At 40.4% G+C, this 21351-nt stretch carries 26 protein-coding genes and 1 pseudogene; 15 read left to right on the top strand and 12 right to left on the bottom strand.

All coding sequences use genetic code 11. The features are described 5' to 3' along the window. The first annotated feature begins 93 nt into the window (after positions 1-93). Positions 94-978 carry a 4-hydroxy-tetrahydrodipicolinate synthase gene (gene dapA / locus DSM106972_RS30950; protein WP_127084280.1) on the top strand — a complete coding sequence of 295 codons (885 nt, stop codon included), beginning with the start codon at positions 94-96 and terminating at the stop codon, positions 976-978. 307 nt (positions 979-1285) lie between these two features. Next, positions 1286-3103, top strand: a complete 1818-nt coding sequence (locus DSM106972_RS30945; RefSeq protein ID WP_127084279.1) for a ribonuclease J — start codon at positions 1286-1288, stop codon at positions 3101-3103. A gap of 112 nt (positions 3104-3215) precedes the next feature. Here DSM106972_RS30945 and DSM106972_RS30940 read toward each other — a convergent pair whose 3' ends face one another. Beyond that, entirely contained in the window at positions 3216-4412 is a 1197-nt protein-coding gene (locus DSM106972_RS30940; RefSeq protein WP_233787161.1) for an anion transporter, read from the bottom strand. A gap of 572 nt (positions 4413-4984) precedes the next feature. Between DSM106972_RS30940 and DSM106972_RS30935 the strand changes: the two genes are divergently transcribed. Further along, positions 4985-5362, top strand: a complete 378-nt coding sequence (locus DSM106972_RS30935; RefSeq protein ID WP_127084278.1) for a Mo-dependent nitrogenase C-terminal domain-containing protein — start codon at positions 4985-4987, stop codon at positions 5360-5362. A gap of 48 nt (positions 5363-5410) precedes the next feature. Here the strand turns inward: DSM106972_RS30935 and DSM106972_RS30930 are convergent, their stop codons facing one another. Beyond that, positions 5411-7447: a caspase family protein gene (locus DSM106972_RS30930; protein WP_127084277.1), complete on the bottom strand. Its 2037-nt coding sequence runs from the start codon at positions 7445-7447 to the stop codon at positions 5411-5413. Between the two features lie 179 nt (positions 7448-7626). Here DSM106972_RS30930 and DSM106972_RS30925 point away from each other — a divergent pair, with 179 nt between their 5' ends. From DSM106972_RS30925 to DSM106972_RS30900, 6 genes and pseudogenes are all read left to right on the top strand, one after another. Then, complete coding sequence (locus DSM106972_RS30925) at positions 7627-8172, top strand: hypothetical protein (protein ID WP_233787162.1); 546 nt, start codon at positions 7627-7629, stop codon at positions 8170-8172. An 88-nt stretch (positions 8173-8260) separates the two neighbouring features. Then, positions 8261-8437, top strand: coding sequence for a 50S ribosomal protein L32 (rpmF, locus tag DSM106972_RS30920; RefSeq protein WP_019490652.1), 177 nt, complete (start codon positions 8261-8263; stop codon positions 8435-8437). Between the two features lie 114 nt (positions 8438-8551). Continuing rightward, positions 8552-9142, top strand: coding sequence for a sulfite oxidase-like oxidoreductase (locus DSM106972_RS30915; protein ID WP_127084276.1), 591 nt, complete (start codon positions 8552-8554; stop codon positions 9140-9142). A 315-nt stretch (positions 9143-9457) separates the two neighbouring features. Next, positions 9458-9757, top strand: a pseudogene (locus DSM106972_RS30910) (hypothetical protein); the annotation flags it as partial. Positions 9758-9804: 47 nt separating this feature from the next. Beyond that, positions 9805-9999 carry a hypothetical protein gene (locus tag DSM106972_RS30905; RefSeq protein WP_127084274.1) on the top strand — a complete coding sequence of 65 codons (195 nt, stop codon included), beginning with the start codon at positions 9805-9807 and terminating at the stop codon, positions 9997-9999. Then, positions 9996-10184, top strand: coding sequence for an ATP-binding protein (locus tag DSM106972_RS30900; RefSeq protein ID WP_233787164.1), 189 nt, complete (start codon positions 9996-9998; stop codon positions 10182-10184). The genes DSM106972_RS30905 and DSM106972_RS30900 overlap by 4 nt, the downstream gene beginning before the upstream one ends. A 6-nt stretch (positions 10185-10190) precedes the next feature. Here DSM106972_RS30900 and DSM106972_RS51625 read toward each other — a convergent pair whose 3' ends face one another. After that, the gene (locus DSM106972_RS51625) at positions 10191-10361 is read right to left on the bottom strand and encodes a hypothetical protein (protein WP_158632903.1); all 171 of its coding nucleotides are present in this window, start codon (positions 10359-10361) and stop codon (positions 10191-10193) included. 128 nt (positions 10362-10489) lie between these two features. After that, the gene (locus tag DSM106972_RS30895) at positions 10490-11584 is read right to left on the bottom strand and encodes a hybrid sensor histidine kinase/response regulator (protein WP_127084272.1); all 1095 of its coding nucleotides are present in this window, start codon (positions 11582-11584) and stop codon (positions 10490-10492) included. Between the two features lie 188 nt (positions 11585-11772). Here DSM106972_RS30895 and DSM106972_RS30890 point away from each other — a divergent pair, with 188 nt between their 5' ends. Then, positions 11773-12156, top strand: coding sequence for a CU044_2847 family protein (locus tag DSM106972_RS30890; RefSeq protein WP_127084271.1), 384 nt, complete (start codon positions 11773-11775; stop codon positions 12154-12156). Between the two features lie 79 nt (positions 12157-12235). Next, on the top strand, positions 12236-12775 hold the full coding sequence (locus DSM106972_RS30885) for an AAA-like domain-containing protein (protein ID WP_233787165.1): 540 nt from the start codon (positions 12236-12238) through the stop codon (positions 12773-12775). Between the two features lie 136 nt (positions 12776-12911). Here the strand turns inward: DSM106972_RS30885 and ureC are convergent, their stop codons facing one another. The 4 genes from ureC to DSM106972_RS30865 all read right to left on the bottom strand — a co-directional run bounded on the left by ureC (position 12912) and on the right by DSM106972_RS30865 (position 16380). Further along, a complete protein-coding gene (ureC, locus tag DSM106972_RS30880) occupies positions 12912-14627 on the bottom strand; it encodes an urease subunit alpha (protein ID WP_127084270.1) in 1716 nt (571 codons plus the stop codon). A 263-nt stretch (positions 14628-14890) separates the two neighbouring features. Beyond that, positions 14891-15196 (bottom strand): urease subunit beta, encoded by a 306-nt coding sequence (locus DSM106972_RS30875; RefSeq protein WP_186538435.1) that lies wholly within the window; start codon positions 15194-15196, stop codon positions 14891-14893. Between the two features lie 6 nt (positions 15197-15202). Beyond that, on the bottom strand, positions 15203-15505 hold the full coding sequence (ureA, locus tag DSM106972_RS30870; RefSeq protein WP_096686489.1) for an urease subunit gamma: 303 nt from the start codon (positions 15503-15505) through the stop codon (positions 15203-15205). Between the two features lie 11 nt (positions 15506-15516). Next, on the bottom strand, positions 15517-16380 hold the full coding sequence (locus DSM106972_RS30865; protein ID WP_127084268.1) for an urease accessory protein UreD: 864 nt from the start codon (positions 16378-16380) through the stop codon (positions 15517-15519). Between the two features lie 136 nt (positions 16381-16516). Here DSM106972_RS30865 and DSM106972_RS30860 point away from each other — a divergent pair, with 136 nt between their 5' ends. Further along, complete coding sequence (locus DSM106972_RS30860; RefSeq protein WP_127084267.1) at positions 16517-17380, top strand: GNAT family N-acetyltransferase; 864 nt, start codon at positions 16517-16519, stop codon at positions 17378-17380. Positions 17381-17536: 156 nt separating this feature from the next. On the opposite strand, the gene DSM106972_RS30855 is transcribed toward DSM106972_RS30860, so the two are convergent. From DSM106972_RS30855 to DSM106972_RS30840, 4 genes are all read right to left on the bottom strand, one after another. Beyond that, positions 17537-17962, bottom strand: coding sequence for an HNH endonuclease (locus DSM106972_RS30855; RefSeq protein WP_127084266.1), 426 nt, complete (start codon positions 17960-17962; stop codon positions 17537-17539). Further along, positions 17959-18303, bottom strand: a complete 345-nt coding sequence (locus DSM106972_RS30850) for a hypothetical protein (protein WP_127084265.1) — start codon at positions 18301-18303, stop codon at positions 17959-17961. Before DSM106972_RS30850 ends, DSM106972_RS30855 begins: the two co-directional genes overlap by 4 nt. 197 nt (positions 18304-18500) lie before the next feature. Further along, positions 18501-18653 carry a hypothetical protein gene (locus DSM106972_RS53995; protein WP_233787166.1) on the bottom strand — a complete coding sequence of 51 codons (153 nt, stop codon included), beginning with the start codon at positions 18651-18653 and terminating at the stop codon, positions 18501-18503. 149 nt (positions 18654-18802) lie between these two features. Then, positions 18803-20050 (bottom strand): molybdopterin molybdotransferase MoeA, encoded by a 1248-nt coding sequence (locus DSM106972_RS30840; protein ID WP_127084264.1) that lies wholly within the window; start codon positions 20048-20050, stop codon positions 18803-18805. 73 nt (positions 20051-20123) lie between these two features. Here DSM106972_RS30840 and DSM106972_RS30835 point away from each other — a divergent pair, with 73 nt between their 5' ends. Genes DSM106972_RS30835 through rpsR form a run of 3 tightly spaced genes read left to right on the top strand, consistent with a single transcriptional unit; the run spans position 20124 to position 21159 of the window. Further along, on the top strand, positions 20124-20684 hold the full coding sequence (locus DSM106972_RS30835) for an RDD family protein (RefSeq protein ID WP_127084263.1): 561 nt from the start codon (positions 20124-20126) through the stop codon (positions 20682-20684). Positions 20685-20732: 48 nt separating this feature from the next. After that, positions 20733-20927: a 50S ribosomal protein L33 gene (gene rpmG, locus DSM106972_RS30830; protein ID WP_083872152.1), complete on the top strand. Its 195-nt coding sequence runs from the start codon at positions 20733-20735 to the stop codon at positions 20925-20927. A 16-nt stretch (positions 20928-20943) separates the two neighbouring features. Further along, complete coding sequence (rpsR, locus tag DSM106972_RS30825) at positions 20944-21159, top strand: 30S ribosomal protein S18 (protein WP_019490626.1); 216 nt, start codon at positions 20944-20946, stop codon at positions 21157-21159. Positions 21160-21351 lie beyond the last annotated feature (192 nt).

The following is a 21351-nucleotide window of genomic DNA, read 5'->3' as shown; positions in this document are numbered from 1 at the left end:
GCTTAGCTTGTCATTTGTCGAATATCTATGAATATCTATATGTATACGAGATATTCGACAAATGACGTGCAGATTTTTCAGGAGTAAAAAAGGGTGGTAGATTTTGGCAGAGTATTAACCGCGATGATTACGCCGTTTAAAGACGACGGCAGTTTAGATTACGATTTGGCGGCCACAGTTGCAGCGCACCTTGCTTCTAGTGGTAGTGATACACTCGTAGTTTGCGGTACAACAGGTGAGTCACCAACGCTTTCATGGGATGAAGAGTATAAATTATTCAGCGTAGTCCTAGAAGCAGTGGCAGGTAAAGCCCAGGTAATGGCAGGTTGTGGGTCAAATTCTACAGAAGAAGCTATCGCAGCAACTCAAAAAGCCGCTAAAATAGGAGTACACGGTTGTTTACAAGTAGTTCCTTATTACAATAAACCGCCGCAAGCAGGACTATATCAACACTTTCGCGCAATAGCTGAAGCTGAACCTTCTTTACCAGTGTTGTTATATAACGTTCCAGGTCGCACGGGTCAAAACCTGCAACCAGAGACAGTGGCTCGACTAGCCGAAGTAAATAATATAATTGGTATAAAAGAAGCAAGTGGGAATCTAGACCAAGCCAGCGAAATACGTCGTTTGACACCACCTGAATTTGAAATATACTCTGGTGATGACTCTTTAACCTTACCCTTATTATCTGTTGGGGCTAAAGGTGTAGTCAGCGTAGCTTCGCACTTAGTTGGGAAACAATTGCAACAAATGATTCAAGCTTATGATTCGGGGCAAGTACAGCAAGCTACCTCTATTCACCTAAAGCTTTTTCCCTTATTTAAGGCATTATTTGTTACAACCAATCCAATCCCCGTAAAAGCTGCTCTCAGGCTAGCTGGCTATCCAGTCGGTTCATGTCGTCTACCAATTGGAGATGCTTCACCCGAAGTAATCCAACACTTAAAGGTTGTTTTGCAAGACCTAGATTTGATCTAAACAGGGGCTTTTCTACTGTTCCGAGTTAAAGTAGTAGAAGATACATATAAATATATTGCGTAAATCTCACCAGGTGACAGTGATATTGTTGTGTTACCAATGAATGTATATAGTTCGTTAATATGACTGATTGAAGTAAAAACAAATTTTATTTAAGCAATTGATTAACCTCAAATCGAGCATCTATATATCAAGCAAAGCTTCTGTCAGACCTGACTTATAAATATTTGGTTACAGTTTTGGGACGTGTATCAAATTTTGCAGTTAACAAACTAACAATTAACACTCGTTAAAATCTAAGGAGAAAATGGCTAGAAACGAAAATTCAGCCGCCCTCAAAATCATTCCTTTGGGCGGTTTGCATGAAATTGGTAAAAATACCTGTGTTTTTGAGTACGACGATGAAATAATTCTTCTCGATGCAGGTTTGGCTTTTCCTACTGATGGGATGCATGGTGTAAATATTGTCCTTCCTGACATGACTTACGTCCGTGAAAATCGCCATAAAATCAAGGGGATGATTGTTACACACGGACATGAAGACCATATTGGTGGCATTGCATTCCACCTCAAGCAGTTTGAAATTCCTGTTATGTATGGGCCACGTCTCGCGTTGGCAATGCTTGAAGGCAAATTAGAAGAAGCAGGAGTACGTGACCGTACTGAATTACGTTCAGTTATGCCACGTGATGTTGTGCGAATTGGTAAAAACTTTTTAGTGGAATATATTCGCAACACTCATTCCATTGCGGATAGTTTTACAGTTGCCATTCATACCCCAATTGGTGTAGTTATCCACACAGGTGACTTTAAGTTTGACCATACACCCGTTGACGGTGAGCGCTTTGACATACAGCGATTAGCTGAACATGGGGAGAAAGGCGTACTTTGCCTTCTCAGTGATTCTACCAATTCAGAAGTGCCAGGATTTACGCCATCCGAACGTTCGGTATATCCAAATCTCGACCGGGTTTTCAGTCAAACAGAAGGCAGGTTGTTTATAACCACTTTTGCTTCGAGTGTTCACCGCATCAACATGATTTTGGAATTAGCGCAGAAGCACAGTCGCGTCGTTAGCGTTGTTGGACGTTCGATGCTCAACTTGATTGCTCACGCGCGCAACCTTGGTTATATCAAGTGTCCAGATAATTTGTTGCAACCGCTGAATACCATTCGTAATTTACCGGACGAAAGAGTATTAATTTTAACAACAGGCTCTCAGGGTGAGCCAATGTCAGCGATGACGCGCATTGCGAACAAAGAACACCCTCATATCAAGATTCGTGAAGGTGATACGGTAGTATTCTCAGCCAACCCAATTCCTGGTAACACCATAGCTGTAGTAAATACCATCGATAAATTGATGATGCAAGGCGCCAACGTAGTTTACGGACGTGACAAAGGAATTCACGTATCTGGACACGGTTGTCAAGAAGACCAAAAATTAATGCTGGCACTAACTCGACCCAAGTTCTTTGTACCAGTACACGGTGAACACCGGATGTTAATAAAGCATTCGCAAACAGCGCAAAGCATGGGTGTTCCAAAAGAGAACATGGTGCTTATTGATAACGGAGATGTTATCGAACTGACGCAAGAATCAATTCGTGTAGGTGGTAAAGTGCCTGCGGGTCTAGAGTTGGTTGACACTTCAGGTTCAGGCATGGTTAGTGCCAGAGTCTTGCAAGAACGTCAGAAAATGGCGGAAGAAGGTTTAGTAACAATTGCTGCCGCAATAGATTGGAGCGGTAAATTACTAGCAAGACCCGAAATTCATATGCGTGGAGTAGTAACAAGTATTGAAAAACCTTTGTTACTAAATTGGGTACAGCAGCGAATAGAAGAAATTCTCAGTGTACGTTGGGGCGAATTTGCTCAAACTTACGAAGGTAAAACCGATGTAGACTGGGGTGGTTTACAAGGGTTAATTGAACGTGATTTAGCACGTTCGTTACGTAAAGAATTGCATTGTCAACCAACCGTGACATTATTGATGCAAATTCCTGATGAACCAACTGTCAATGTTACTGCGGCAACCGCAACAGCAACAGCAACAGCAGCAACAACTGTTGCAACTGATGGTAGAAGGCGCCGCACCAGAACAGCTGCACAAGTTGCTTCGTAACAAAATTGGCAACGGATACAACGGATGTAACGGATAGGTTGTTGCAAGTAACTAGATGGTGTTTGTAACGGACAGCTCATGCGTTACATCCGTTAATAATCCGTTGCCAAGATTACCTAACCCACCAATAAACAAACCCCAAGGTTAACACTGTTAGCGGTGCCCCAAATCGCAAGTGTTCCCAAAAAGTTAATTTATATCCTAAACTTGCGGCAGCTTCGACAGTAATAAGGTTAGCTACGGCGCCAAATAATGTTAAATTTCCTGCCAAAGTCGAAGAGAAGGCAAGTAATAACCACGACTGAGTATCACCCTTGGGGATCAATGGTTCCAAAAGTAAGACAGCAGGCACATTTGATATCAAATTCGATAAAACAGATGTAACGCTAATTAAACCAATAGATGTATTAATGATTCCTGTAAAAGGTTGAATTAGGTTTAGTTTTTGTGTAACTTTACTGAGAATAAATAATCCAGAAAACATTAATATTAAGTTCCAATCTAACTTGGTAAGAATGCGTTCGGGTTTGAGGCGCCGTGTTATTAGCAGTAAGCTAGCGGCAATTAATGCTGTTTGTGCCAGTGGTAAACCGATGGCGAAGCCAATTAACAGTCCTGCGACAATAAAAAGGGTTTTATTAAATAAAGGTTTATATATACGTTGGTTATCTAGAGAGAAATTCTCACAAGGAACAGTTGAGCGTACTTCTGGATAGAAGACGTACAACAAAATAATTTGAATTGCCATGCCTGCTACAGCAATTGGTAGTCCATTAGCGAGAAAATCAAGGTAGGCGATACCCGAAAAAGAACCAATTAATATATTTTGGGGGTTGCCGCTGAGAGTCGCGACAGACCCAATATTTGTCGCTGCTGCCAAAGCTAATAAATAGGGTATGGGATTCAGCTTTAAAGCAGTCGTCAGACTTAAAGTAAACGGGGTAAAAATCAAAGCCAGTGTGTCATTGAGAAAAAAGGCAGAGAGAACACCAGTCCCCACAGTCAAAGCTATCAATAGTCCCAACGGACTTCGCGTCAGACGCAGCAGCAAATATAAAGCGCGCGCAAAAAATCCCCCATAAGTTAAATTGGCATTAACCATCATCATGCTTAACAGAAATATGATGGTCTTAACGTCAATAGCTTGCCATGCTTCGTCTAGGTTGATGGCGCCGAGAGAAATGAGAAAACTAGAACCAACGAAGGCTATCGTGGGACGGTTCATCCGTAAACCAGGTACGTATCCAACCGCTAAACCCAAATAAGTTAGCCCCAATACACCATAAACAACAATTTGGTAGAAACTCACAATAATGTGTGTAATATTTTTTACGTCAGAAACCCTGAAACTAGTATCCAAGCGAACTTTCTCAAATTAAAAGCCCCTATAGAATTTACCTAGGTAAATTAAATTTAAATATTGGGGAACTAATGTATGCTAGCCAGCTTCTGGTGTTAACGGGTGGTTTTTTAAATAAGTCACTCATGCCAGAATACGACATATAGAGTTTTATCTATGATAAAACCAATAATATGTCATAAATAAATTGAATAAAGTGAGGTCTATATCTGTCCAAAGGCAGATGTCTTTATTAAAATTTTAATTACGTCAAGTTATCAACAAGATAGTAGCATCGCAGTACCGATTATATGGAATTTGCTGTTAACTGGACGTAGATAATAAGTGAACTCTGATTTAAGTCGCGATTGCAAAAAACACTTAGACTGTGCAGCACAACAAAAAAACCGAAATTGTGTTGTTACCAGTACATCAGATTGCATCGAGGCGTAAAGCCAATTTCTTCCGGGAGAGATAATTAGCTTTTGATATTAAACGTTCGTTTACAGTTAAATAGCCTCAAATACACAGAGGAGCGAACCATGAAGGTATTTGGCAATACCACACAAAAGATTTTTTTAGCAAGCTGGGTATCTCTCAACCACACGCAAACTGAAGACAAAAATATTATTCATCAAAACCATCTTCCTAAAAAGCCAGGTTTTGATTGTTTGAAGTTATTGCGGAACTGGGTAGACAGCATTGAAGTTAGCGACAGCAAAATCGCGCATCGTCTTTGTAAATTTATTCCATCTCAATGTCCGTTTGAGCGCGATGTAAAGTTATTCGGCAAAACCTTATTCCACATTCCACCAATGTGTAAGCTCAATCCTTTATATGACGAGGTTGTTGGCTTACGCTTTCGGGCACTGTGTTACCTTGCTGATAAATGTGGCGAAGACGTTTCGCAATATTGTTAATACACAACCCTTGTAGAGACGTTACATGTAACGTCTCTACATTTATGGTTATTTTTTCCACTGTTGAATGGCTCTTTGTGCTGCGCTGTAAGCGGGTGTTCCTTGTGGAACTAGAGTGGCTGTACTAACTGCCGCTTGTCTGTCACCTTTTGCCGCGCGCTTTCTGGCTAGATTTAATATTTCCTTACTCCATTTATCGATAGATTTTTGCGCTGCGTCGAAACCTGGTTCACCCTTCGGTACTTTTTTAGCAACTTCTATCGCGCGGTTATAGCTTGATGCTTGTCCTGGTTTAACCAAACCTGTAGCTGCTTCAACAACTGTCTTATTACTTACATATTGTTTAGCCTGTTGGCGCCATTGTGTAACTGCTGAATCTGCTTTTGGGTATAACGCTTCATTTTCACCAATTAGTTGAGCAGCAGCAACAGCCGATGAATACTGGCGTTTTTTAGCACGTTCCTGTGCTAAATCAAATATCATACTGTTCCAAACTTGAATATTAGCCTGCGCTTGAGAGTATTGCTGGTCGTCTGGTTTGATTTTACGTGCGGCAGCAATAGCTATCTTCAAATCATTTGCTTGTGTAGGGGTAAGCGATAATCTATCTAACTCGGCAAGTGCTTGTTTACGAATTTGTGGGTTTATTACTATTGGTGCTGCTAGTTGAGGTTTTAGCGTAGTTTCAGGTGTTGCACTTGCAGTGGGTGATGCGGTTGGTTGTATAGTTGGGCGTGTAGTCGGTTGTGTAGTTAGTTGTGTAACAGGCGCCGTTTGCTCAGATGTACTAGGTGGTCTAGCGACTGAATTTTCTTTTGCAGTTGTAACGAGTGATGTTTCATCTGGGGTGACATTAGATGATGTTGAGTTATTTTGCTCTACTCCAGATTGATTGCGGAATAATAAAAGTACTATCATCCCTAGCAGTAACGTCATGCTACCACCCCACAATAATACTTGTAGCCAAAATGGAACACCTGCACTATTTTCGTGTTCTTGATGTTCGTTTGGATGTTCTTCTGGTAATGGAATGCTGCTAACTGGTTGTTGAGTTTCAACCCTAGGTCTAGCTGGAGGAAGCGAAGGGGGTAAGATTCGTTGACTAGCTTGTGGAATTGCTGACTGTACACCAGAATTTGTATATCCTTGCCCATATTCACCAAAATTAGTTGTGGCAACTTGATTTTTGATGTTTGTCGCATTTTGAGCATTTTGAAGCTGCGAATAGTAATTTGGTGGAGACTGTGCTGGATGTGAGTTTTTGTTTGTAGCGCTTTCTAATAGGGGAGCTGATAGTGAGTTAGCGAAGATTTCTTCAGACACTACTATCGCTGGTGCGTCGTCGTTTTCTAATTCAAAGTTTCCCAAAATAACCTGCTTGCTTGAAGTAATAACTGTGACAGGGTTTTGTGTCGGGCGCCAGAAATGCTGACAGAGTTCTGGTGTCCGAATGCTTAAATAGGCTTCTAATTCGCCTAATGTGTTGCCATTACCTGAACGTAAAGCCTCTAAAAGTGCTGCTGTAAAGAAACCGTGTCCGAGTTCGTTGCTTTCGTAGGAAAATTGTTCGGGTTGGCACGACAAAATCAAGGGGAGTTGTAACTCCTGCGCGAGGTCAATGATTTCTTGCCCAACGTATATCTCGTTCAATGTTCCAAACGCACGGTTAATATCAAGCAACATTAGTAAGTTAACGCCTGATACCTGTAGACTTTGCATCAGGGCTGCAACTTCAATGCCCGTTTCTTCAATACGTTCAGGAGTACCATCAACGGGCATTAAATAATCTCTACCGTTGTGGTTTACTCCGTATCCACTGAAAAAAAACCACACCCGGTCTTGGGGGTGCCAACAAGCGGCGCCTAAATCCTCAAGTAGTAATAATATATTCTCCTTAGTTGGAGTAGTCGGTCGGTCACCAATTGGCGGCGAAGTATCGCTCATCAACAAGCATTGCTGCTCTTTGAAGGCGCCATCTTCAATCAAAAAAGCCCTGAGCGCCATAGCATCAGCTTCGGCGCAAGCTAGAGGTTGAAGGAACTGATATTGATTGATACCGATGGCTATCGCCCAGTTATTTGCCATCACTGTGATTGCACTTGGTTTACATTATCGAAGAATTGCGGTTTGCTTCTGCTAAAAAACAAGGCTAACCTATGTCTAATAGTCTAAGTGATTATTTCGACCAGTAAGATTTAAGGTTAAATTTATTACTTGCTTTTTAATGCAATCTCAATTAGGAGTTTCTCAGGAGCGAAAAACATATGAAAAATAGTATTCATAAATCTTTAAGCATAAATACACTACAGGTAGAGAATATTTTAAAGTTATTTAATCTCTATGATCCTAGGTTAGAAGCAAAAATCCGGATAGTTAAAGCCATATTAATGTTAGGTATAGCCGTACCTGTATGGGTTGCTACGGAAGGAATAGCACCACAATTAGTGCGAGCTTATACTGCAACAGGTGATATTGTCATTGACCGCTTGTTTGAAGAAACTTACCAAAACATGCTAACTAGAGCAGAAGCTGCAGCACGCGCGGCCGCACAGCGGACTTTCGACCAAGATATTTTAATTACAGAAGTATCAGTTATAGTATCTGGGCAAAATTATGGCGCAATTGCACCAATACTAGAATTACGAGTTAGTCGTCAACAATGGCGTAACCGTCCTGACCCCAAAGTTTGGGCAAAGTATTTTAAGACTGCACGTAGTTTATTACAATTTGACTCCTCACTAACTCAACAACCAGTTCCTCAGCCAGAACCAGCACCAGCACCAGCAAGTCCAAGAAATCCGAACCAGTGAATAATGCACTCTTCTGAATTGGTTTATTCCCAATTATCGTAAATGGCATAGAATAAAAAGGTTGTCAAAAATTGCGATATCCGCTAACATGGCTGTTCCAAAGAAGAAAACCTCAAAATCTAAGCGTGACTCACGACGTGCGACTTGGAGACGCAAAGCTGAAGTCCAAGCACAAAAAGCAATTTCCCTCGGTAAATCAATATTGAGTGGACGTTCAACCTTCGTCTATCCAACAGATGAAGAAGAAAGCGAAGACGAAGAGTAATAATAGTAGAGACGTGATTAATCACGTCTGTACGAGTTATGAGTGATGAGTGCTGAGTGCTGAGTAACTCTTAACTCCTAACTCCTAACTCCTAACTCCTAACTCTTTTTGCCGATGCCAGGGAAATTTTTTCAAAAACCAACCGAACCTAATGACCGAGTACCTCCCGGTCAATATTTAACGAACGGTTTCCCCGTATTAACTTATGGCTCGACTCCTCCAGTCGATATGAAGGAATGGGAATTTCGTATATCGGGTACTGCGGCGCCTAAAATTTTGACTTGGGATAACTTTATGCAGTTACCCCAAAGTGAATTTACTGCTGATTTTCATTGTGTCACCCGTTGGTCGAAACTAGATGTGAAATGGACTGGTATTAAAGTCACAGACTTTATGAAAGTCATCGAAGTAGACCCACGAGCCAAGCATATAATGGAGCATTGTTATGGCGGTTATACAACCAACATTTCAATGGATGATTTTGTGCGCGAAGAAAACTTTTTCGCGTTTAAATTATTTGGTGAACCACTACCAGCAGAGCATGGTGGTCCAATGCGGTTAGTTGTACCTCACCTTTATGCTTGGAAAAGCGCTAAGTGGATAAATGGTTTAGAATTTCTCGAAAAAGAAGACCTAGGTTTTTGGGAACGTAACGGTTATCATCAACGTGGCGAACCCTTTGCCGAAGAACGTTACAGTTATTAGATATACTTATAGCTTATCTTGTGGATAGCTTATCTTGTGGATAGCTTATCTTGTGGATAGCTTATCTTGTGGAACGGGCATCCTTGCCCGTCACACCTAATCATCTTTATTTACAAAAACTTGACTTTGTGAGTTTAAATATAAATTTTTTTAATAGATAGTAAGTTTAGTTTCACTAAAAATACGGGAAATCTAAATATAGATTTACTGTATAGGCAAGAAGTGAAATTATGCCGTCAAATTTTATAATAACAAGCTATGAGATTACCGAGATAGTTTATGAAGGCATAAACACCATTATTTGGTAAAACAGCATTAATTAATGAAATTATCAGAAATTTAACCAGACGAAAAGGTTATTTGACCTCTGGTAAATTTGACCAGTTTAAACGTAACATTCCTTTATCGGCGCCATTACAAGCTTATCGCGGGTTAATTAGTCAGCTACTAACAGAAAGTCAGGAACGTTTACAATATTGGAAAAAGATTTTTTTAAATGCTTTGAGGAACAATGCCCAAATCATTATTGATGCAATTCCAGAATTAGAATTAATTATTCTTATTGGACTGGGCAAACACTTTCTTCTCTTGAATCTCAAATCGCATTCCATATAGAAACAATTCGCTCCTCTCGGCAAGAAGTTCAGTTAAGCCATACCGAGATGATACACCAAGTCGTTCTCAACCTCATGGGACATTCGATTTATCCTTGCCGACTCACGGGTGATGTTTATGACGAGGTACAGTCTCTTGCTAATTACCAAAAATACGAAGATGGGTATGGACTTTATGCGTTGCATTTGCACAAGCTGATTCTAAATTATTTATTTGAGTCGGTGACAATGGTATGGGTATGAGTGAGGAAGTAAGACAGAAATTATTTAAAGCTTTCTTTACTACTAAACCAGAAGGTAAAGGTACGGGTTTGGGATTATCTATAAGCTATCAAATTGTGACTGAAAAACATAGTGGTAGTTTAGAGTGCATTTCCTCACCAGGGAATGATGCTACTTTTGTAATTCGGATTCCCCACGTAGGTTAGGTATTCTCAATCTAATTTGTAGGCGCCAATAATTTTTCGACTTTTAGGGTGACAAACTGCGTTACATGTCACCAAGTTAATTTCAGAAACATTCATTTCTCCTATATATATATTTTCTAACTCTCGGACTTTATCTTGAAACAATAAAGTTGGCGCCTGCATAATATAATCATTCATAAATTAGCGCGCCGGAGCATACAATAACTTAAAATCAAAAAATACAGGTCTATTTAACACACTTTTATAATGTGAAAAAGTGTCAAAACTTGCTTTACCATGATGTGGAGACGTGATTAATCACGTCTCTACTGTTTCATTGGCAAACAAACAGTAAATATGCTTCCTTTCCCAACAAGAGAACTAACATGAATAGTTCCTTGATGTGCTTCAACAATACGACGCGAAAGATATAAGCCTAAACCGCTACCTGAACGCTTGTGACTACCTTGACGAAACCTTTCAAATAAAGTTGTTTGTTCTTCTAGTGGAATACCCATCCCTGTATCAACTACTTCCACCACAATGCTTTCATCTGTATCACTTGCTTTCGTAAGACGAATAGTGACTCCACCTTTATCGGTAAACTTGATTGCATTACCTACTAAGTTAGTAAACAGTCGATGAAGTTCCAAGCGGTCACCCATAACGGTAACTTGGTCTAATTTTGCTTCCAAATTTATTGTTAGTCCTTTAGGTTGTGCAATAGGCGCCAACTCCCCGGCTATTTCTTGAAGCAACTTATTTATATCTACCGGAAAAAAAGCCAGCGCTTTACGTCCTGCTTCAAACCGATAAACTTCAAGTAAAGTATTCACCATCTCCAGTAAATTAGTATTACTGCGTCCCATAATGGTGATAATTTCGTTCATTTGTGGCGATAGTTCACCAACGGCGCCCTGCAATAATAATTCGAGCATCCGTTCAGCAGCAACCAACGGTGTGCGTAAGTCATGAGTAAGACGCGATACAAAATCCTCTCTTTGCCGAGCGATTTCATCACGTTCATCAATACTGTGTTTTAGACGTAACAAAGAACGCACGCGCGCAAGAAGTTCATCAACAGTCACGGGCTTACGAATAAAATCATCGGCGCCTAAATCTAAACCCTGAGCTACATTTGGAGAATCATGTGCCGTAATTAAGAGAATCGGCATAAACCGCAGTTCCTTATTTGCACGGATACGGCGTGTAACCTCGTAACCATCCATACCGGGCATCATTAAATCAAGCAACACCAAATCGAAACTAGATTCCTCGATTTTTGCCAACGCAGTGGCACCATTTTCAGCCGTACTAACGATATAACCGTCTTCTTCTAAAATGGTTCCAATCAGAAATACATTATCAGGGGAATCATCAACAATAAGGATTTTGTCTGACCGAGCAGCAGAATAAGTCATATATTAAGGAATTATGAAGTTAACAACCAAAAGATAGAAATAAGTTTTATTTATATCCCTATTTTGGTATAGTTCTTGGATTTTGCCTCATGCCTAAGAATGATTCTTTGTCAGAAAGCAATTATCAAGTTACTGTATATACTATTTGGCGCCTAGTTTATTCAACATAATTACTTATCAACAAAATCATGGCACGTAAAATCATCGAACTCGACACAGGCAATGGTGAAACTATCCTAGTAGCAGTAGAAGTACCAGAAGTGTCAGTAGGACGTGTAGCTGCACCAAGTGATATAGCCATAGAAAAAGTAGACCGGAGTTTTGATGCCGTTCGAGACTTGATTATACGTGGTTGCCGTCCCATTACACAGGCATTTAAAGCTTTACAAAAAGAATCACAACCTGCATTTGCCGAAGCTGAGTTTGGTATAAACTTTACAGCTAAAGGTTCCGTCTACGTCGTCGAATCTACCGGACAAGCATCACTAAAAGTAAAAATAACCTGGAATTTGGCGCCAGACGTAAACAAATTACCACCCCCACAACCCTCACAACCAGAAGAACAACAGTAGCGTAGGTTGGGTTACGGCTTTGCGAAACCCAACATTTCTATAAAGTTCATTTTGTGTCATCCTCACTACGTGAAGCATCTTGACCAAAAACAACAAATCTAAATTTTACCAAGGTCAAAATAGTCCTCCTTTGCCCGTTGCGGAGCCGGAATTACCAGAAGGACAAGTAGAGTTAGCTTCAGCTTTTTATATCGAACGTCCTCCAGTTGAGCTACGTTGCTACGAAGCAATAGTGAAACCAGGCTCATTAATACGTATTAAGGCGCCTCGACAAATGGGTAAAACGTCACTTATGGCACGGATTCTTCATCATGCTTCTCAGAATGGTTGTCTCACTGTACCTTTAAGCTTTCAACTTGCAGATGGTAAGGTTTTTACTGATTTAGATAAGTTTCTCCGTTGGTTTTGTCTCAGAGTGGCAAAAAAACTTGAGCTACCCAACAAATTAGTTGATTACTGGGACGAGATTTTTGGCAGTAAAGATAACTGCACTGATTATTTTGAAGAGTATCTTTTAAAAGAAATTAATCAACCACTCGTTTTAGGTTTGGATGAAGTTGATTTAGTTTTAAAGAAGTTCATGGTCCTATTTTTGAATATCCTAACTTTGAGTATTTAGAAGCTGAAGGGAATTGATCCCCCCAACCCCCCTTGATAAGGGGGGCTTTAACCACTCTTTTTCCGCCTTATTAAGGGGCTTTAATACCCTCTTATTCCCCCCTTATTAAGGGGGGCTAGGGGGGATTCTAGGGGGGTTAAAACAAGAAATATCTTTGTGCCATAGGTAAAATTGTTGCGGGTTCACATGTTAGTAACTCACCATCCGCGCGTACTTCATAAGTTTCTGGGTCAACTTCGATATGTGGCATAGCATCGTTTAATTTCATATCCCGCTTGCTTAAATTACGAATACCTGAAACTGCAACGACTTGTTTTTTTAATTTTAGCTGGTTAGGTATATCTCGTTTTAAAGCTTCTTGAGACACAAAAGTTAATGAAGTCGCACCTACGGCGCCGCCAAAACTGCCAAACATTGGACGCATATGCACAGGTTGAGGTGTAGGAATACTAGCATTTGCATCACCCATCTGCGCCCAAGCAATCATTCCCCCTTTAATAACCATCTCTGGCTTCACACCAAAAAAAGCAGGGCGCCACAAACACAAATCAGCAATTTTACCTTCTTCCACAGAACCCACATACTGAGCTATCCCATGCGTAATCGCCGGATTTATCGTATACTTCGCCACATACCGCTTCGCCCGAAAGTTATCATTATCCGCTACATCCGTTGGTAATCCGTTGCCACCACGCTGCACTTTCATTTTATGTCCCGTTTGCCAAGTACGAATAATCACCTCACCTACTCGTCCCATTGCCTGCGAGTCAGAGGAAATCATACTAAAGGCGCCTAAATCGTGCAAAATATCTTCAGCGGCAATAGTTTCGCGACGAATACGCGACTCAGCAAAAGCCACATCTTCGGGAATATCCGCATCAAGGTGATGACATACCATTAACATATCAAGGTGTTCATCAAGAGTATTTACAGTATAAGGACGAGTTGGGTTAGTAGAAGATGGCAGAACATTCGCTTCTCCACATACTTTAATAATGTCGGGTGCATGTCCTCCTCCGGCGCCTTCGGTATGGTAAGTATGGATAACACGGTTCTTGAAAGCGGCAATAGTATCTTCAACAAAACCAGCTTCGTTGAGAGTATCAGTATGTATTGCCACCTGCACATCATAATCATCCGCAACGCTTAAACAAGTATCGATAGCAGCAGGTGTAGTACCCCAATCTTCGTGTAACTTCAACCCCATAGCACCCGCTTCAATTTGTTCAACAAGTCCTTGAGGTTGACTAGCATTGCCCTTCCCCATAAATCCTAAATTCATTGGAAACGCATCAGCAGCTTGTAGCATCCGGTAAATATTCCAAGGCCCCGGCGTACAAGTAGTAGCATTTGTACCCGCAGCAGGCCCAGTTCCACCACCTATCATTGTTGTAATACCCGATGCTATGGCGACTTCTATCTGCTGCGGGCAAATAAAATGTATGTGAGTATCAATACCACCAGCAGTGAGAATCATTCCTTCTCCTGCTATCGCTTCCGTTCCCGGCCCAATAATTATATCTACATTGTCTTGAATATAAGGATTTCCAGCTTTACCTATTTTGTATATCTTCCCGTCTTTAATCCCAATATCAGCTTTAACAATACCCCACCAGTCAAGAATTAAAGCATTGGTAATTACAACATCAACGGCGCCGTCTTGGTTTGAGATAGGTGCCTGACCCATGCCATCACGAATAACTTTACCGCCGCCAAACTTTACTTCATCGCCATATATAGTAAAGTCACGTTCGACTTCGATAAATAATTCTGTGTCAGCAAGACGGACTTTATCGCCAACTGTAGGGCCAAAAGTTTCCGCATACGCGCGGCGCGACATTCGATAGCTCATTATTGCACTCCCTGGATGTGGAACCCCTCTCCAAACCTCTCCCCGTGACGGGGAGAGGCTTAAACAGTTAATTGTACAATTTTCAATATTTATGAATTCTGTAATTTGAGTAAAGTAAGCTGAAAGAATTTTATTGCATGTATAAAAATCATCAAAGTCTTGCATCTTGTGGAACGGGCATCCTTGCCTGTTCCTTTTGGATGGTTGGGGGGCAGGTTTAGTGGATTTTTCGTTTTTGGTGTGGATTGTTGGTTAACCTGCCCCTACAGGTTTCCGTTTATCAATCCGTTGAATCCGTATACTTGGCGCCTTCCGACTAACGGTACTAAAACAATCTCTTTCTCATCACCAGGTTCAAATCGTACTGCTGTACCTGCGGGGATATCTAGACGCATCCCGCGCGCTTGTTCTCTATTAAAGTGTAATGCTGTGTTGACTTCAAAAAAATGAAAGTGTGAACCTACTTGAATTGGTCTATCTCCTGTGTTCGCTACTTGTAGTCTTACTGTTTCACGTCCTGCGTTTAATTCAATTTCGCCGTCTGGCGTAATAATTTCCCCTGGTATCATAATTATTTATTGAATTGGATTATGTACAGTGACAAGCTTAGTACCGTCTGGAAATGTTGCTTCTACTTGTACTTCGTGTACCATTTCTGGTACACCTTCCATTACGTCGTCACGTTTTAATAATGTTGTACCATAACTCATTAACTCAGCTACAGTACGTCCATCTCTGGCGCCTTCTAATATTGCAGCAGTAATAAAAGCAACTGCTTCTGGGTAATTTAACTTTAAACCTCGGTCTTTACGTCTTTCTGCCAATAAAGCAGCAGTAAAAATTAGTAATTTATCTTTTTCCTGCGGCGTTAGCTGCATTTACTACCCCTTTATATTTGCCAAACACGCGGTATGCAGTCGGAACGTCCCAATAATGATTGCCGTAATAACTGCCACACTGCCGTAAACCAGTTTCTCACCTCACTGGTAGAACTACCACGATATCTACACAAAAATCCATGTTCTAACCGAGTAACCCCGAATGAGTGCTGAGTGCTGAGTGTTGAGTGCTGAGTATAGGAACGAGCTTTTTCGATGATTTCTGGTGGGACTGCTTGACCGACAAAAACTAAAGTACCTACAACGGGTTGTCCATTTAATGCATGGGGACTATGAAATACTTCTTCACTACCGGGCAACCATTGCCTATCAACCCATAACGGTTTACCTTGCTGCCAAACTTCTGTGTTACTTTTCCAATTACCCTGTAAAAATTTCTCACCGCGCGCGCTACGTCCAAATCTCGTAATTTCCCAGCCTATCAATGTAGCATTTTCTGCCAAATCTATACGTGTGTCTTGGCGGTATATGGCGCCGTCAAATATGATTGTTTCTTGTGGTAGCCATTCTAATGTGGCACCTGTACTTACTTCTATATCAATATTTTGTGTGGCTTGGCGCCCGTTACTACGATAAATTTTACCTGCTGCCGCTGTTGTAATTAATACTTGCGATTCTGGGTGAAGTTGGAACTTACAAGATAATTTATCACCACCAACAACACCTCCAGCAGTATGTAAAATCACGCTGTGGCAAACGGCTTTTCCTTCTGGGTAAAACGGACGTTGCACTTTTAACGGTGCAGTATGATGAGCCTGAATTAATTGAGTTGTACCTTGGCGATTTGCATATAACAAGTCTAGTTTGCCATGCCAGCTATTTGATGTAAGTGTTGCTGATATATTTTGAACCATTTTTTATACTTAATCAAGATTAAGAGAGTGAAATAACTTTTTGTTGTAAAAATTAATATATTGGGCGAAATAAGAGATTATTTAGATATATTGTGTTACTTAGAGGTACTATATTTATAAGATAAATTGAGTATAGATGGAAAGTAAAATAACATTACGGCAAGGTAGACCTCTTGACGCTCATCCCTGTGCTTTAATTTGCTATGAGGCTTTTAATAATATCGCTGACAAACATAACTTTCCAAGATATTTTACTTCTCTACAGGAGGTTATAGATTGGTTTTTAGGCATATTCAAAAATCAAAATATATATTCGGTAATTGCGGAAATAGATGGACAAATTGTTGGGAGCAATTTTTTAAAGATAAGGGGGAAAATTGCGGGTGTTGGGCCTGTTACAGTTGCTCCAAGTGTACAGAATGACTCGGTTGGTCGGCAACTAATGGAAAATGTATTAGAGTATGCCAAACAGAAAGGCTCTGTAAGTGTTCGACTCGTGCAAGCAGGTTATCACAATCGCTCTTTGGCTCTCTACATTAAGCTTGGATTTAATATACAAGAACCGCTTGTAGTTATACAAGGTAATGCTCTAAATTTAGAAATTTCAGGATATCAGGTTCGCTCTTGCACTCAAGATGATATCAATGCGTGTAACCAGCTTTGTTTTAAGGTTCACGGTTGCGACCGCCAACAAGAACTTATAGAAGCAGTACAACGACTCACGGCAACTGTAGTTGTTCATGACGGTAAAATCACGGGATATGCGAGCATGGTAGGATTTTATGGATATGCTGTTGGCAAAAGTAACGAAGATTTAAAAGCGCTTATAGCTGCTGCAACAAGTTTTGCTAGACCAGGATTTATCTTACCAACACGCAATAGTGATCTATTTCGCTGGTGTCTAGAGAAAGGTTTGCGAGTGGTAGAACCAATGAATTTGATGACTGTTGGATTATATAACGAACCAAAAGGCGCCTTTCTCCCTTCGATTTTTTGGTAATTCCATTAAGCTGTTAGGAAAGATATATTAATATGCTTTAGTGTCGCAAATTCAGTCACACGCTTTCTTATATAAATTGGCACCCAACATTTTGTTGATGGTCGTAATCGTGGTATAATTGGGCATATAACAGATATTCAAAGGTATAACTAACCTTTAGATATTTGGAGGATGTTCTCCCATTTCCACCCACATTTTACGTATACGTATCAATTGTGGACGGTTCATTTTTAATACGGAAATTGTTGCTCGACCAATCTCTGTAATCCCTATAATTTCTGTGCAATCTTCATTCCAAGCAAAATGTTCCTCCCATAATTGTTGTTGCGGATGAAATAAAGCGGCTTCTTGCCCTTGTTCTATATCAAGACCTGTTTGACGTGAAGCTTTATAACGATTACAAGAAGGGCAAGCCAAGCAAATATTATTAAAATTTGTTTCCCCACCAGCAGAACGAGGTCTGATATGCTCAAATTCAAATGTTGTAGCTATTAAGAATTCCGCAGTTCGGCAATAAGCGCAACAGTCGCAGAACTTGGCTCTAACTTCTTTTTGTAACTCAACTGCAATATACGCGCTCACGATGCTTTTATTTTATTTTGAAGTTTATGTAAAGTATACCTAGCTCTAGTTTTGATAATATTAAGTTGGTCAATCTGTACAAGTAAATTGTCTAGACTAGTAGTTTCTTCCAAAGATAGCTCGTTTTCCTTGTTCCGCACGAGCAAATCATTTAATTTGTTTTGTGCTTTTATAGATAGCTCACTTTCTGCTAATGCTTGTAGCTCTTCAACACTCATGCCAGTTAAAATTTCTTCATCATTTGGCACTAAGTTTACTAGGTTTTGATAGGTTTCTAAATCTAACAATACACCTAGTCGTTCTCCTGCTGGGTTTGTAACGTATTGCACTTGTTGAGACATAAGGAAAGCGTGTGTTATTCTTAACAATAATATAATATATATAGATGTTGGCCACAAAATGGAAATTGAAAGTTCGGTTTTGGATGGCATTGCTGTCTAGATTATAACTCGATTAACTACTAAAAAGGCTTACTCTCAAAAGGCACCTCTCCAAACCTCCCTTGTTATAACCAATTATCACACTTACTGCACCGCTTCTAACGAGGCGCCGTTGCAACACTGGACTCAATAAGAGGTTGATATTCTTGACTAGAAAAGGGGCGAAAGTCGTCTTTACACTGGGTTGTTATATTACACAGCAGTCGAAACTGGAGTGGTGTAGGCGGTTGGTTGACACGCTCTACACGCAAATCAATTAAACTTGGATTGCGCTTTATAAGCTCAAAAACTTCAGAACGTATTTAGATGCTACCCTGCGGGAAAACTTCGTTAACGTACCTCAGCATGACAGAGGTTCAGATTTTAATCGTTTGTGTTATAAATTATTGATGGTTATTGGTTAACTTGCTCCTACGATTAATACGTTTACTTGTTGTCCTGGCAAAATTGATTTTGTTGCTTCTGGTATAATTGCTAGAGCGTTGGTTTGTGCTAGGTTAATTAAGTTTCCTGAGACTTGGTTGCCTCCTGCTATTTCAAATTCGTATTCTCCATTTATAAGTTTTAATTTTCCCCAAATATATGTTTCGCGTTTGCCGTCGGAACGTAGTTCGGTTGATGCTTTTGCTTTTATAATTGCGGGTTGCCAATTTTCTGAGAGTCCAGAGAGTTTTTTTAATACTGGTTGGACAAATCGCCAAAATGTTACTAGTGCTGATGCGGGGTTTCCTGGTAAGCCGAAGTATATTTTATTGTTAGGGAATGCTGCGACTGTTAGGGGTTTACCTGGTTTCATTGCGACGCTGCGAATGTGAAGTTTTCCACCTAGTAATTCTAAAATTTTTTCTACATAGTCGTATTCGCCTACTGATACTCCACCTGATGAGATGATAATATCGGCGCCACCAGAACTCTTACTAACGGCTTTTTCGATAGTCGCTTTTAATATTTCTTCATCATCGGGCACGATGCCATATGATATTGCTTCGGCGCCTAGTTGTTGTACGTTAGCTATTAATGCGTAGTTGTTGGAATCAACTATTTGACCTGGTTGTAAAGTTTTATCTACTGTGACTAATTCATCTCCAGTTGATAATATCGCTACTTTTACTTTACGGTAAACACATAGCTGGTTGCATTGCGCGGCAGCTAATACAGCTATTTCTGGGGCATTGAGTACTATTCCTGCGGGTAATAATTCATTCCCTGCTTGATAATATGATGCTTTTTTTCTAATGAATTCTTTAGGTTTAGGCGCCGCAAAGATGAAAACTTGGTTGTTTTCACGCTGTGTAACTTCCTGCATGACTATTGTATCGGTGCCTGGTGGAATGACGGCGCCTGTAAAAATACGCGCGGCTTGTCCTGGTTGTAATGTTGATTTGGGTTGATAGCCAGCAGGTATTTCTTCGATAATGGAGAGTACAGCAGGGTTAAGAGCATTACAGTCAGAAACATCCTCGTAGCGTACTGCGTAACCGTCCATCGCCGAATTATCCCAATGGGGGAAGTCGTTCGGACTGGTAATGGGTTTTGCTAGAATGCGTCCAGTTGCTCCAAGTAAGTCAACAGTTTCTGTATCTAATTGACTATCGAGAGGCTGCACTAAGCTGTATATAATTGCTTCGGCTTCGTTGACTGACTGCATGGCGATTAATTCAATCAAATAAAATAAACAAGCTAACTATAACTATTTCACTATTTTTACCTTTCCCTTTATTATGACCATTACAAAGTATTCCAAGCCTAATGACGACGAGCCATATTTCCCTAAAGCTGGTTATGCTAGACGCGCAATGGCTTTAAGCGTTGATTTTCTGGGTGCTTGGCTGGTTAGTTCGGTGTTTGGTAGTGGTGATGTTGGTGTTCAAGTTGTTCAAATATTGGTTTTTGTTCTCGCTTGGTTGATTTTACGGGTCGTTGTAGTTTACAACAATAAAGGTCAAAGTTTAGGGCGCTGGGCTTTTGACTTGAAGGTACTCGAATTGGGAAAACCTATTATTCCTGATTTACTATCTTTATTTAAACGCGAAGCTATTATTGGCTTGGGCGCCCTTTTAGTGTCGATTGCTTTGGGTAATATTATTCGGAATCCGACTGCTATACTGCTAGTAATTCCTCTGGCTATTGATTGCTGTACGGCGTTTTCGGATACTCAATGGCAACAAGCACTGCATGACCGCTATGCTAGTACTATGGTTGTCTCGTCGCGTCGCGGCTATTCGCTTGACTTAAAATTAAAGCGACTAGTTGAAAAAACGCGGCGCAATGTGCGATTATAGGAGTTTGTGTTAAATTCTCTTCAAGCTTTACCTAGGGAATGAACAATTATGGCTAAGAGCAAAGGTGTCCGTATTGTAGTGACACTCGAATGTACTGAATGTAGGTCAAATTCTGACAAACGTTCCCCTGGTGTATCGCGTTATACTACGACCAAAAATCGTCGCAATACAACCAACCGTCTAGAACTAAGTAAGTTCTGTACGCACTGTAACAAGCACACGACTCACAAAGAGATTAAGTAGAGGACATTTTGTAGGAATGAGTTACTATCGTCGCCGTCTGTCACCGATTAAACCCGGTGAACCAATCGATTATAAAGATGTTGATTTGCTACGTAAGTTTGTTACCGAGCGTGGCAAAATCCTTCCACGTCGTATAACTGGACTGACTGCAAAACAGCAGCGTGATTTGACGTTATCTATCAAACGCGCGCGAATTATGGCTTTATTGCCGTTCATTAACGCAGAAGGCTAAATGGATTTTGGATTTTGGATTTGTCTTCGACAATGGATGAATTTGTCTCCGACAATGAATGGATTTTAAATACACCCAAAAATCTGAAACAATTCCAAAATCTATAATCGAGCGTCAAGATTCAGGCATATTTTATACCTGAAAAGTTAAAATCTGAAAAAATATGAATGGAATTTTTGAATTACATACAGG

The sequence above is a fragment of the Dulcicalothrix desertica PCC 7102 genome (assembly GCF_003991905.1).
Lineage (GTDB): Bacteria > Cyanobacteriota > Cyanobacteriia > Cyanobacteriales > Nostocaceae > Dulcicalothrix > Dulcicalothrix desertica.
Note: the sequence above shows the minus strand (reverse complement) of the source record. Positions and strands in the feature narration are given on the sequence as shown.

Coding starts and splice junctions, on each gene's coding strand:
- rpmG (WP_083872152.1), top strand. CDS start 20,733: ATGGCTAAGAGCAAAGGTGTCCGTATTGTAGTGACACTCGAATGTACT.
- DSM106972_RS30835 (WP_127084263.1), top strand. CDS start 20,124: ATGACCATTACAAAGTATTCCAAGCCTAATGACGACGAGCCATATTTC.
- DSM106972_RS30875 (WP_186538435.1), bottom strand. CDS start 15,196: ATGATACCAGGGGAAATTATTACGCCAGACGGCGAAATTGAATTAAAC.
- DSM106972_RS30925 (WP_233787162.1), top strand. CDS start 7,627: ATGAAAAATAGTATTCATAAATCTTTAAGCATAAATACACTACAGGTA.
- DSM106972_RS30905 (WP_127084274.1), top strand. CDS start 9,805: ATGATACACCAAGTCGTTCTCAACCTCATGGGACATTCGATTTATCCT.
- DSM106972_RS30945 (WP_127084279.1), top strand. CDS start 1,286: ATGGCTAGAAACGAAAATTCAGCCGCCCTCAAAATCATTCCTTTGGGC.
- DSM106972_RS30860 (WP_127084267.1), top strand. CDS start 16,517: ATGGAAAGTAAAATAACATTACGGCAAGGTAGACCTCTTGACGCTCAT.
- DSM106972_RS51625 (WP_158632903.1), bottom strand. CDS start 10,361: ATGAATGATTATATTATGCAGGCGCCAACTTTATTGTTTCAAGATAAA.
- rpmF (WP_019490652.1), top strand. CDS start 8,261: ATGGCTGTTCCAAAGAAGAAAACCTCAAAATCTAAGCGTGACTCACGA.
- DSM106972_RS30900 (WP_233787164.1), top strand. CDS start 9,996: ATGAGTGAGGAAGTAAGACAGAAATTATTTAAAGCTTTCTTTACTACT.
- DSM106972_RS30840 (WP_127084264.1), bottom strand. CDS start 20,050: ATGCAGTCAGTCAACGAAGCCGAAGCAATTATATACAGCTTAGTGCAG.
- DSM106972_RS30850 (WP_127084265.1), bottom strand. CDS start 18,303: ATGTCTCAACAAGTGCAATACGTTACAAACCCAGCAGGAGAACGACTA.
- DSM106972_RS30915 (WP_127084276.1), top strand. CDS start 8,552: ATGCCAGGGAAATTTTTTCAAAAACCAACCGAACCTAATGACCGAGTA.
- DSM106972_RS30865 (WP_127084268.1), bottom strand. CDS start 16,380: ATGGTTCAAAATATATCAGCAACACTTACATCAAATAGCTGGCATGGC.
- DSM106972_RS30890 (WP_127084271.1), top strand. CDS start 11,773: ATGGCACGTAAAATCATCGAACTCGACACAGGCAATGGTGAAACTATC.
- DSM106972_RS30930 (WP_127084277.1), bottom strand. CDS start 7,447: ATGGCAAATAACTGGGCGATAGCCATCGGTATCAATCAATATCAGTTC.
- ureC (WP_127084270.1), bottom strand. CDS start 14,627: ATGAGCTATCGAATGTCGCGCCGCGCGTATGCGGAAACTTTTGGCCCT.
- ureA (WP_096686489.1), bottom strand. CDS start 15,505: ATGCAGCTAACGCCGCAGGAAAAAGATAAATTACTAATTTTTACTGCT.
- DSM106972_RS30895 (WP_127084272.1), bottom strand. CDS start 11,584: ATGACTTATTCTGCTGCTCGGTCAGACAAAATCCTTATTGTTGATGAT.
- DSM106972_RS30935 (WP_127084278.1), top strand. CDS start 4,985: ATGAAGGTATTTGGCAATACCACACAAAAGATTTTTTTAGCAAGCTGG.
- rpsR (WP_019490626.1), top strand. CDS start 20,944: ATGAGTTACTATCGTCGCCGTCTGTCACCGATTAAACCCGGTGAACCA.